Origin of the sequence: Pseudomonas sp. PA1(2017), from assembly GCF_001945375.1 — a bacterium.
GTDB lineage: Bacteria > Pseudomonadota > Gammaproteobacteria > Pseudomonadales > Pseudomonadaceae > Aquipseudomonas.
Genome location: NZ_MSXU01000009.1, coordinates 204,112 through 215,758, shown reverse-complemented (window position 1 = coordinate 215,758; position 11,647 = coordinate 204,112). Strand labels below are relative to the sequence as shown.

Sequence of the window (11,647 nt, the reverse complement as noted above, 5' to 3'; positions counted from 1 at the left end):
GAAGTCACCACCATCCGCCATATCGGCACCGAGATCACCACCGGCAGCGACCTCACCCTGGCCAGCGCTGGCGACCAGCTGTACCAGCGCGCACGCCTGGACAGCGGCGCCGACCTGACGCTGCAAAGCGGCGGTGGCATCACCTTCGAGGCGGTGAAGGATCTGGATCAGGAGAGCCACGAGAAGAGCAAGAACAATGCCTTCTGGACGTCGATGAAGGGGAAAGGAATTACCGACGAGACAGTGCTGCAGAGTGCACTCGTCGCTAAAGGTGATATCGCGATCTCAGCGGTCGAGGGACTGAAGATCGACATCAAGGAAGTCAATCAGCAAACCGTTAGCCAGACCATTGATGCCATGGTCAAAGCTGACCCGGACATGGCTTGGCTGAAGGAGGCCGAGCAGCGAGGAGATGTTGATTGACGTTTGGTAAAAGAGATTCATGAAAGCTTCAAATACCAGCATTCTGGATTGGGGCCTGCTTCACAGCTGATCATTGCTATTGCCATGTCAATGATTGTCGGACCCCTTGCAGGAGCATATGGGGGGGTCGTTGGCCAGGCCGTGGCTGTCGGCGCTGCGACCAACGCGACAACTAGCGCGATCAATAATCGTGGCAACTTGGGTGCGGTGTTCAAGGATGTTACATCCTCAGATGCAATGAAGGGCTACGCGGTATCCGCGTTCGCTGCCGGGTTTACGACCGGCGTGCTCGATAGTGCTTTCGGCGTCACTGGCGACAACGTCAACAAGGTGACCAAGGGTTTCAACCTAAGCAACCCATCCGATATCGGCAAATTCGGTACCTACTTGGGCGTGCAAGGCACCGCACAGGCGGCGGCCCGGACGGCGATCCAAGGTGGCAGTTTCTCGGACAACCTGCAGGTTTCGTTGACCAATCAGGTCTATCACCTGATGCAGGCCGTAGGGTTCAATTTCGCGGGTGATGTTGCTCTTGCGCAAACATGGAAGGAGGGCAGTCTTGAAAAGACCGCCTTACATGCTGTTGTGGGCGGTCTGCTCAGCGAGGCAACTGGAGGAGACTTTAGAACAGGGGCCATTACTGCTGGCGCCAATGAGGCTTTGGTAGGGCAGCTCTCTGAAGCACTAAAGCAAGACCAAAATCTTGAATTGGCAATTTCACAGTTGATCGGTGTGGCAGCTGCTACCGCAACCGATGGTGACATCAATAAAGCTGCGGAGCTGGCGAAGAATGCGACAGCTTACAACCGACAATTACACTGGGCCGAAGAAAAGTGGCTGAGGGAAAATGCCAAGCGCTTTGCCGATCAGGAGGGGATCAGTGAACAGGCGGCGTTGGAGCGGCTGAGTCAGCAAGCCCTCAAGGATGTTGACTACCTATGGCGGGGATTACTTAGTGACGGCGATGACGGCAGTGCAAAAGCGTTCTTGGAAAGTTCCGATCAGATGTTCACGAACGATCTCGGTGAGCAACAGGCTTTATTTACCGCTAAAGGCCAACAACTATTCCGCCCAGAGATGTTTGCCGATACGTCTGATTCGGCGTTTTATCAGGAGTTTGTGCAGAGCGGAATCAGCCGTGACCTTAGCACTGGTGTTGTAAAAGAACTTCAAGACTCCGGTATCTCCCTCAAGAACGATACAGTCGAATTAGGCAAGCTGCTTGTTGAACAGCCGGGCGTTGTAATTAAGGGGTTTTGGGAGGGTATCAAAAGCACACCTGAGGGGATTGTGGATAGTTTTCACGAGACCGGCAATGCTCTGGGTGAAGGCTCAGCAGTTGCTTTCAACGAAGACATCTCCAGCAAGCTCAATACCATTTATGGCATGGACGTATCCACCGCCCAGGAAACTATGCTGCTGCTGCGTACTGTTACAGCTGTGGCTAGTGCCGGCACAGCTGGAGCATTAGGTAAAGCGGGCGGCAAAGTTAGCGCGGAAGTTGCTGAAGCTGTTGGTAAGAAGCTTGACCATGTAATTGATGATTTGGCGCAGCAGGCTTTAGTGAAAAGCGGTGGTGTGGTTGATCTGAATGGTAAGCCCATACTTGATCTTAAGGTACTCAGCAATGATCAGAAACGGGTGGTTGCGGAGGTATTAGGCGAAACTACCGTTCAAAAAATAGTGCCTCGCGGCGAAAAGCTGGCACGTTCGCAGGGCGTGGGAACAAATGGTATAGATGATTTGTACAAAGTGAATCATCCGGACGTAGACTATGTCGTAATTGAATACAAATTCATCGGGGATTACGATAAAGGAGGCTCTTCTGGGCTCATATATACAAAAGATGGCCGTCAAGGGAGCTCAAATTGGACGTTAAGCTCCGAGCGACTTGAGAATGCTGTTGGTCAAGATAGAGCGGCAGACATAGTAGACGCCATTCAGATGGGGCGTACGGAGACTTGGGTAGTCACAACCACGCGTAACGGATCCACCGAGATTCAGGTTCTTGATTCGCTTGGGCGGGTGAAGGCAGTTGATACATCTAGTATATTGCGCGCTAAAGATAATATTGCTGGAGCGAAGCCATGATTCGTGACGCGTTAGCTAGAATTGATTACTGGAATGATCGGATCGTAAAAGATTATCTAAGGCTGGAGAAGCGTTCGGCGATGCTTCTTGCTGAATCAAAGAATCCAGAATATGACCCTCAGTTTACATTTGATATTTCGAAAGACATTTTGCGATTGATTTTTCGGATTTACTCTAGGGGAGATCAAGTATCAGAACTAAAAGATCTATATTCGATGTTGCTCGATATGTGGGAGCTTTCTGAGAGGCTCTCTGCTGAGATATGTGCTAAGCACGATTTGAATGCCTGTCGTTCTTGGATATTCAGCTTGTCGGTTCTTAATCACTATAATTGGTGCTTTTGGCTCGTTGGGCTTGCACTTACGCTTGATATTGCTGACGATCAATGGCAGCGCCTCTTGATATTAATTGGCGGTGAGGGAGAAGACTCATTACTGGATCGTGTAATTGCCAGCCGGCAGTCCGATAGGAAAATTGGTACGCAGCTTCTACATCCAAAACCCTATTGGCGCCTGCTGAAAGCGATAAATGCACCGGAAGAACAGCAGGCCGTATTATTACGTGACTTCGTCGATCATTGGTATGCGGAGTTGAAGCGCAAGGGCAAGGATGAACTGTGGTGGTACATTTATGGTGATCCGGAAAAACACCCCATAGAGATGGGCAGCTACTTCGGCCGCTGGTGCATTGAGGCAGTAGCAGCCGTCAAGGCATTCGGGCTGGACGATAGCCTTTGCCTGGGGCACGAGCACTACCCCGGAGACCTTTTGCGCCCGGACGGGCCAAGTACTCACCCAGCACGTGTTGAAACGAAATCCAAGTTAGGAATATTTGCCCGGTTATTCGGAAGATGAACACGGTGATACGGAATAACAACACGGTGCAATCGATAGGGTCAGAGTCATTGATTTAGCTGTATGCCCGAACCAAAGACTCTGACCCCATCGATTCAGATATAAAGGAATAGTTATGGAGTTCATCCTTTCAGAGGGACAGCTCAACAATCCAGTCGACGTGTCAGTTCTTGCTGATCTATCAATGAGCGTGGATTTTGAGTTTCCCACTAACTACATTGAATTTCTCAAAAAGCATGATGGAGGCGAAGGCTTCATCGGGGAGAATTATATTATTTTTTGGAAAGCAGAAGAATTGGTCGATTTCAACCGTGAATATGAGGTTGAGAAATATGCGCCAGGTATTTTTCTTTTCGCTTCTGATGGGGCAGGTGAGGGATATGGGTTCGACACTGAGAATAAAAAAATGCCCATAATCCGTCTCCCGTTTGTAGGCATGTATCGGCAATATGCGAATCCTGTAGCGGACGATATCTGCAGCTTGTTTTCAGTGTTATCAGAACAAAAATGAGTGCCATTGAAAAGCAGTTGCGGCCTAAAGGTATGGAGCTGTTCGAGATTAAGCCTGTCATTGTTGGTGGCGACCCGAGCAGCGCTGAAAATAAGGTTTGGCTGACGAGACAACAGCATTTTGAGGCAGTACGTTACTGGAATAGGCTCATCAATGATTTGCGCAAGTCAAGCAAGCCAGAACAATAGAGGGCACCCAAATAAATAGGAAAAGGGGAAATGGAAAAGGGGACAGATTTACTTTAGGTCGTGGAAATGGCTGAATAAATAAATCTGTCCCGAATGGCACTTACTTACGCACTAACCAATTGATCTAGAACAATCGATAGGGTCAGAGTCATTGATTTAGCTGTATGCCCGAACCAATGACTCTGACCCCATCGATTTAGTGGTAAAACAATAGACTTCTATAAAAGATATGGTGACAGCAGTAATGAAAAATAAGCGGTTAATCACAGGTCGAGCAATCTGGGAATTATTTGTGGTTCTGCTGATGATTGCTTTTATGTCTACATTTTGGAGTCTAGTGGCTGTAGGCATAATAAGATTATTTTTTGAGTTAAGCGAGCGTGTCGCAGTTTTATATGTCGGTGGCGGGTTTTTTTTAGGGCTGTTTTTGTTAGGTGTGTGGAATTATAAAAAAATAGCTATATACGTTAAATGATAAAGGCGAGAGCGTAGGTAAAAGTGAGAAACGGGGCAGATTTATTTTTGGCTTAGGCTGAATAAATAAATCTGTCCCCTTTTTTGTGAGAGGTATAGAACACCAAGGGGGAATTCATAGAGCTGATGGCCCTGCAGAGAAGCTATTTGGAAGGTGATTATGCTTGACAAGGTAGAGATCCAGAGAATTGTAGATAAGATTGTCGCGAGTGAATATTATGAAGGCGACTATGGAGATGTTATTGATAATGAGGATCTAGTTCTTAGTAACGTTGAAGAGTCTGACCGTGAGAATGTACCCAAGGACTACCTAGATTTTTTGAAAAGTTTTGGGTTTGGTGAGTTAGATTCGGCGTTCTACATCGATGACGGTTTAAGTACCCATTCATCAATATGTGGAAAAAAATATAGAAGCTTTCGAAGGGGTTTATATATTTGCTGGTAATTCAGGAGAGATTTTGTATGGATTTGATTCGCAGAGTCATTGGGCAATAGTCGAGTTAAGTGCTGAGCTAGATAGAGCTGAAATGGTGTGTGATGATTTCTCGACGTTCATTTTGAATAAATTGAAATATCTTGAAGGTTTAGTGGGTTGGCGAGCTAACAACTGATCGATCCAAAGTTATGTGGAAAAGGGGACAGATTTGAATGGAACTTACTTAAGCGTTAACCAATTGACCTAAAAGAAAAAGGGCAGATCTAAAGCTGCCCTTTTTCTCATTATTAAATTTTTCTTCTTACTTCACCGAAAACTTGAACACCGTGTTCTGCGTATTGGTCTGCCCCGGATCCAGGCGGGTAGAGGCGAATTTCGGCTGGTTCGGTGCATCCGGGAAGTGCTGGGTTTCCAGGGTGAAGGCGCCCCAGTGGGCGTAGGTCTTTCCGGCTTTGCCTTTTACCGAGCCGTCAAGGAAGTTGCTAGTGTAGAACTGCACGCCCGGCTCGCTGGTATAGAGCTGCAGGAGGCGGCCAGAGGCGGGATCGTGGACTTCGGCGGCGAGTTTTTTGATGTCGCCTTTGCTGTCCAGCGCCCAGTTGAAGTCGAAGCCGCCCTGTTTGGCTTCGGCGAATTTGAGCTGCTCGTGGTCGTCCTTGATGTGCTGGCCGATGGGCGTCGGTTTGCTGAAGTCCATCGGCGTGCCTTTGACCGGCGCCAGTTCGCCGGTGGGGATCAGCGTCTTGTTGACCGGTGTGTAGTGGCTGGCGTGCAGGGTGGCGACCTGTTTGAGGATGTCGCCGTTGCCGGCCCCGGCGAGGTTGAAGTAGCTGTGGTTGGTGAGGTTGACCACAGTGGGCTTGTCGGTGGTGGCCTTGTAGTCGATGTGCAGTTCGTTGTTGTCGGTGAGGCGGTAGGTAACTTCGGTTTTCAGGTTGCCGGGAAAGCCCATCTCGCCGTCCTTGGACAGGTAGGTGAGGGTCACGCCGACCGAATCCTTGTCCTTCACCGGCTTGGCTTCCCAGACCTTCTTGTCGAAGCCCTCGGCACCGCCGTGCAGGGCGTTCGGCCCGTCGTTGAGCGGCACCTGGAAACGCTTGCCATCGAGCTCGAAGGCGCCGCCGGCCAGGCGATTGCCGAAGCGGCCGATGGTGGCGCCGAAGAATGCAGTGCCGCCTTCGTAACCCTGCACATCATCGAAACCCAGTACCACGTCTTCGACCTTGCCGTTTTTGTCCGGCACTTCCAGGGCCTGCAGCACGCCGCCGTAGGTGATGATGGTGGCCTGCATGCCATGGCTGTTGCGCAACTGGTACTGCTCGACGGGCGTGCCATCGCGGGTCTTGCCGAATGGCTTGTGTTCGCTGGTCAGCCCTGCCGCGTTGGCGCCGGTGCTGGCGATCGCCAGGGAGAGGGCCAGGCCGGATAGCAGGTGATGAGGGTGGGTCATGGTCGAACTTCCTTTTATTGTTGTGGGATCGTTCTAACAGGCGGGCCAGAGCGGTGAGAGCTGGGCCGGAATAATCTTGATACGAAAAATTAGGTTAGCTGTTATCTGACGACTGGGTAGACCGTTCGTCCCTGGCGTGCCGATGATGTATGGAGGCAGTTGGAGGCGGGAAGGAGCGCAAGCAGGCGTTAACCTGTAGGGCAGGTCAAACAAGCACGTGGCGACGCACTCGGTCGCCATGTACGTTGTGAGGCAGGTCTAATGGCTTGCTTGGCTTGCGGCTGCCTGCTGCTGCTTCACGCCTTGATGCACGTATTGCCAGTAATCGGCCTGCGGGTTGGCCCGGCACTGTTCGATGATCCACGGCAGTGCGCGTGCGAAGGCCTTGTCGACCTCGGTAGCGGAGGCACTGTCCTGCTGACGCAGCTCGGTGAGAAACAGCATTGCCGAGGTCTGCTGGAAGGTGGACAGGTCGCTGGCTGGCTTGCCCGGAGAGCTCTGTTCGAAGGCATCCAGCTCCTGAATGACCTGGGCGCAGCTTTGTTCCTGGGTGCGCACCAGCGATTGCGGCTTGAGAATTATCGGCTGGCTGGTTCGCTGCTTCGCTGGTGCTTCGGAGCTGGGCGTCCAGGGCTCATAGCGCCAGGTGCGTAGCGTTTCCTCGACCACCGAGCGAGCAAGTTCGGGGGCGTCGCCGACAACCTTCACGTCGCTCACCGAACCATCGGCGTTCACTTGATAGCTGACGATCAATACCGTGTGCTTTTGCAGGGTTGCCGGCGCTACAGGCATCGGCGTGTGCACGGGTTTCAGTGGGGTGAGCTTGAACAACGCGGCATCGGCCTGAGCCCGTGCGGCGAAGCTATCGACGATCCGGCGAATGTTGTCATCGCGGCCATCCGGGTGCACGAATAGGCCGTTGTAATGGGTGGTCGTGTTGTCGACACGGTAGGTGGCCACTTCTTCTTTGCCGCGGGTCACCCGGAACGTCAGTACCGTGTCCCAGGACACGGAGGCGGGAATGATGAACAGGCTGAATGCGCTGAGGAACTGATTGGGTAAATTGCTGAAGCCATAGTAGTCGCCGACCGACACTATCTGGATGTTGTACCCGGCGGGGTCGAAGCCCTCGCGCACTTGCTCGAAGACGCCGGTACTGCGCAGATGGTTTCGGATGAGCGGGCCGGGCACCGAGCCCAGGGTCTGGACGCTTACCTGCGGCAGCGTCAGCTCGTGATCGAGCATTGGCTCGGGCAGCGTGTGGTTGACCTGGCAACCGCCCAGAAGCATCAACATGGCAAGGCTGAGGCAGCGTAATAAGTTGCTCATTTGGCCTGCCCCGACAAAATTGTTTTGAAAACCACGGCATTTGCAGCATCGCTGTCGAGCAGGATGGGATAGGCGCCATCCAGATGCTCCAGCTCGATCAGTTGTAACGGCGGCAATTCGGGATGCTTGCTGGTAACCAACGCCTGGTCTCTTTTGATGTCGTAGCTGTGGATGAAGGCGCAACGGGCGTTGTAGTCGAGGCAGGCGGCACGGAAGTCGCCGATGTAATAAGCCTTGCCGGGTTCCAATTGTAGAGGGATGGAGAAGTCTTCTCGCTTCCAGGTAGTGGTGCCGTCGCTGCGTTTGAACAGGACGTTGTAAAGCTCGTAGCGACCGGGCTTGAGCGGCATGACGAACAGCGTGCCGATGCCTCGGCGCCCGTCACGGATGTCCCGTGGCGTGCGCAGGTGAACGTTGTTGCGCAGGCGTGCCGAGGCAGAGCCGCCACCGCCTTTCTGGCGCAGCAGGAGGCTTTGTTCGTGGAGCGAATACTTGGCGTCCGGCCAGACGCCGACTACGCCCACCAAATAGCTGGTGGCGCCGTCTTTGGCAGGGCGGATGCTTTTATCGATATCGATGGGCGACAGGCTGTAACAGCCGGCCAAATTGAGAAACAGCAGGGCGCAAAAGAGGTTGCGGAACAGCGGCATCGTTACACTCGCGTGCAGGCAGCACCATCCGAGCGCGAAGCCGGTGGAGCCAATAGTGAACACAAGGTGTGAAGCGGAGGGGGCATAGCACACCAATCCTTGGCGATATCATTGCAGTAGCAATGTAGCGGGGGGCGATTATAACGAGCTGGGTTGGCGGATGGGTGAGTAGTCGCCTGCATACTTGCGCGTTCTACAGGCGTTTCGTCCGCGAACTGATCTGCCGAGTGCGACAGAGTCGAAGGTGGGTTTTGCTCTGCGAGACAGATACGCCCCTATCGGCTGACCCTCACGTGCTGCCTGTCCGCCACGCAACTGGCGGATCTTCAGTCGTGCCTGTTGGCTGCACCGCCGGGCCGACCCTGCGCCTGCCACTGGCGGATCGCCTGCAGCACCTGATCGTCGTAGCCGCGCAACTTGCGTGGTTTGTACGGTGAGTCGCTGATCGCCAGGATCGGCGCGCTGTAGTGGATGGCTTGGGCCAGGCGATCCAGATAGGCGTGGCCGTCGCGGCGATACTCGGCGAGTTCCTGGTCATTCAGGCGGATCAGCACGCTGCAGCTGACGGCGCCGTGGTGGCAGTCCACGTCGATCAGTAGCCCGCTGTCGTCTTCCAGCAGAAGCCAGGCGTGGGGTTGGTGGTCGATGACTTTCATGGCCCGTCAGCCCTTGCCGATCATCTGCTGGGAAAACAGCGTGCGAATCGCCTCGCGGTATTCGCGGCTACCGGTGCGCATGCTGTTGTTGTGGTTGCCGCCGTCGATCAGCAGCAGGCGTTTGGGCTGGTTGGCGGCCTGGTAGAGGCTTTCGCTGAAGCGCGCCGGCACGTAGCGGTCGCCAGTGCCGTGGGCGATCAGCACCGGCACCTTGATGTCGCCGATCTTGCTCAGGGAGTCGAATTTCTGCGACAGCAGCCAGCGTACCGGCAGCGAGGTGTACTCGGCGGCCACGGCGGTGGCGGCATCGGCCAGATTGGTGAAGGTCGATTCGATGATCAACCCGGCCAGCGGCGGCGTGTGGCGATCACGGCCCAGGGAGTCGGCCAGGTTGACCGCCACCGCGCCGCCCAGGGAATGCCCGTAGATGAAGCGTTTGGCCGGGTCGGGCTGCAGTTCGGTGAGGCGCTGCCAGGCGATTTCGGCATCTTCGTAGAGGGTGCGCTCGGACGGTAGCTCGCCGCGACTTTCGCCGAAACCGCGGTAGTCGATGGCCAGCACCGAAAAGCCCATGGCGTGCAGTTGCTCGATGCGAAACAGTTGGCCGGTCAGGTTCCAGCGCGAGCCGTGCAGGTACAAGAGGGTTGGCGCGTCGGCCCGACGCGCTGGCCACCACCAGGCATGGATGCTCTGGCTGTCGCCGAACTCCGGAACGCTGAGGGTCATGTCTTTCACGCCCGCAGGCAGGCCGTGGAACCAGCTGGCGGTGCCCGGCTCGATGCGGAACACCAGCTCGCGCTCCTTTTCTTCGAGCTTGGCGCAGCCGACCGGCAGGCCGACGGCCAGGCACAGCAGCAGGCCGATGCCCAGCCAGCGACGACGCAGGGTGTGGATAAGTGAAGTGGCCATGGCTCTCCGCGGAGGTTGCGAACGTGGCGCACGCTGCGCATCGCTCACGGGCGGCGCAGGGGCATGGGAAGGTGATAGGCGAATAGACCGAAACGCCCTGTCGGCGTTCGTCCGCTCCAGCGGTTTCGGGTATCGAGTTGTTTCCGAAGTATGACAGGGTCTGTCCCGCTTATTTGGCCTGTCGAACTCTGCACTTGTGTGCCTCACATGAATGTGTGAGGTACCGCAAACCCACCGGCAGGGCACGCCTCGCGCAATAACCGGCTCCTGCGCGGCCCTGCGTGAAACGGGAAAAGATTCTGGGGCTGCTGGCGCTTTCAAGCCTGCGCTATGCTGCGCTGCTGACCTCTCGCGGACGCCACCATGTCATCCAATCCTGCCGATTTGCGCCGCCCGGCCGGCGCCACTCTGGTGCTGCTGGCTTCGCTGTATTGTGCCCAGGGTTTGCCATCCGGGCTGATCGCCCATGCGCTACCGGTGCTGTTGCGCCAGCATGGCGTGGACTTGGCGGTGATCGGGCTGCTCAAGCTGCTGGCGCTGCCCTGGCTGCTCAAAGTGCTGTGGGCGCCGTGGGTGGATCGCCTGTCATCGCGGCGTCTGGGCCATCACCGCGGCTGGATCCTGCCGCTGCAGGGCGCGGTGGTGGCGATCCTGCTGGGCCTGGCGCTGCTCTCGCCGGATGCGCTGTTCGGCGCCCACCTGCCGCTGCTGCTTGGCCTGCTGGTGCTGGTCAACCTGGCGGCGGCGACCCAGGACATCGCGACCGACGGCCTGACCGTACGGCTGCTGCCCGAACGCTGGCGCGGCCTGGGCAACAGTCTGCAGGTGGGCGGCTACAAGGTTGGGATGATCGTCAGTGGTAGCGGCCTGTTGCTGGTGATCGACCGCTTCGGCTGGAACCTGTCGCTGCTGGCGCTGACCTTGCTGGTGGCCCTGATGCTGCTGCCGGTGTGGCGCTTCGCCGAAGCGCGGCAGCTGCCGCCGGTCGCTACGGCAGCCGAGCCAATGGGCGTTGGCCTGCTATGGCGCCACTACCGCGGCCTGCTGGCGCTGCCGGGCATGGGCCTGTGGCTGGCGGTGGTGCTGACCTTCAAGCTCGGCGACGCCCTGGGCTCGCCGATGATCAAGCCCATGCTGGTGGACCAGGGCTGGAGCAACGCCGAGCTGGGGCAACTGACGTTGGTCAGCAGCCTGGTCGGCATCGGCGGCGCGCTGTTGGGCGGCCTGCTGTATGCACGCCTCGGTGTGCTGCGCGCGCTGTTGACCTTCGGCACCTTACAGGCGCTGAGCCTTGCCGCGTTGGCGCTGCTGGTCAGCCGCGGCGGTGATGCATCGCTGGTGTATGCGCTGACGCTTTGCGAGCAAGCGGCCGACGGGTTGTCCACGGTCGCGCTGTTCGCCGCGATGATGCGCCAGTGCCGGCCCGGCCACGAAGGCGCGGACTTTACCCTGCAGGCTTCCACGCAGATTCTGCTTGGCGGCTTCGTCGGCGCGGCCAGCGGTGTGCTGGCCAAGGCGCTGGGGTATGACGGGTTGTTCGTGTGTGCCGGGGTGCTGGGGTTGGCGGCGTTGATGCTGGTGGGACGTTATTTTCTCCGGCACGGTTGGCGGTAAGGCGCGCCCTCTCTATCGCAAGAGAGCCCTTATTCTGCGGGAGCCCCGACCACGGGGTGAAG

Annotated in this window: 11 protein-coding genes and 1 pseudogene; 7 read left to right on the top strand and 5 right to left on the bottom strand. The window is 56.0% G+C overall.

The features are described 5' to 3' along the window. The 6 genes and pseudogenes from BVH01_RS24840 to BVH01_RS24300 all read left to right on the top strand — a co-directional run. Positions 1-423, top strand: a pseudogene (locus tag BVH01_RS24840) (filamentous hemagglutinin); the annotation flags it as partial. A 3-nt stretch (positions 424-426) separates the two neighbouring features. Then, positions 427-2,514: a DUF637 domain-containing protein gene (locus BVH01_RS08100; RefSeq protein ID WP_075929857.1), complete on the top strand. Its 2,088-nt coding sequence runs from the start codon at positions 427-429 to the stop codon at positions 2,512-2,514. Further along, the gene (locus BVH01_RS08095) at positions 2,511-3,368 is read left to right on the top strand and encodes a PoNe immunity protein domain-containing protein (protein WP_075929856.1); all 858 of its coding nucleotides are present in this window, start codon (positions 2,511-2,513) and stop codon (positions 3,366-3,368) included. The genes BVH01_RS08100 and BVH01_RS08095 overlap by 4 nt, the downstream gene beginning before the upstream one ends. Before the next feature lie 115 nt (positions 3,369-3,483). Beyond that, entirely contained in the window at positions 3,484-3,879 is a 396-nt protein-coding gene (locus tag BVH01_RS08090; protein WP_075929855.1) for an SMI1/KNR4 family protein, read from the top strand. Then, complete coding sequence (locus tag BVH01_RS08085) at positions 3,876-4,067, top strand: hypothetical protein (protein ID WP_075929854.1); 192 nt, start codon at positions 3,876-3,878, stop codon at positions 4,065-4,067. Before BVH01_RS08090 ends, BVH01_RS08085 begins: the two co-directional genes overlap by 4 nt. Before the next feature lie 244 nt (positions 4,068-4,311). Beyond that, positions 4,312-4,542, top strand: a complete 231-nt coding sequence (locus tag BVH01_RS24300; RefSeq protein ID WP_139315608.1) for a hypothetical protein — start codon at positions 4,312-4,314, stop codon at positions 4,540-4,542. A gap of 736 nt (positions 4,543-5,278) precedes the next feature. Here the strand turns inward: BVH01_RS24300 and BVH01_RS08075 are convergent. From BVH01_RS08075 to BVH01_RS08055, 5 genes are all read right to left on the bottom strand, one after another. Next, positions 5,279-6,427, bottom strand: coding sequence for an aldose epimerase family protein (locus BVH01_RS08075; protein WP_075929853.1), 1,149 nt, complete (start codon positions 6,425-6,427; stop codon positions 5,279-5,281). Positions 6,428-6,685: 258 nt separating this feature from the next. Beyond that, on the bottom strand, positions 6,686-7,723 hold the full coding sequence (locus BVH01_RS08070; protein WP_075929852.1) for an energy transducer TonB: 1,038 nt from the start codon (positions 7,721-7,723) through the stop codon (positions 6,686-6,688). A 29-nt stretch (positions 7,724-7,752) separates the two neighbouring features. Continuing rightward, the gene (locus tag BVH01_RS08065; RefSeq protein ID WP_075929851.1) at positions 7,753-8,406 is read right to left on the bottom strand and encodes a hypothetical protein; all 654 of its coding nucleotides are present in this window, start codon (positions 8,404-8,406) and stop codon (positions 7,753-7,755) included. Positions 8,407-8,732: 326 nt separating this feature from the next. Then, positions 8,733-9,062, bottom strand: coding sequence for a hypothetical protein (locus BVH01_RS08060; protein ID WP_075929850.1), 330 nt, complete (start codon positions 9,060-9,062; stop codon positions 8,733-8,735). A gap of 6 nt (positions 9,063-9,068) precedes the next feature. Then, entirely contained in the window at positions 9,069-9,971 is a 903-nt protein-coding gene (locus BVH01_RS08055; RefSeq protein ID WP_075929849.1) for an alpha/beta hydrolase, read from the bottom strand. Positions 9,972-10,334: 363 nt separating this feature from the next. On the opposite strand from BVH01_RS08055, the gene BVH01_RS08050 reads away from it, so the two are divergent. Then, on the top strand, positions 10,335-11,585 hold the full coding sequence (locus BVH01_RS08050; RefSeq protein WP_075929848.1) for an MFS transporter: 1,251 nt from the start codon (positions 10,335-10,337) through the stop codon (positions 11,583-11,585). Positions 11,586-11,647: the final 62 nt, after the last annotated feature.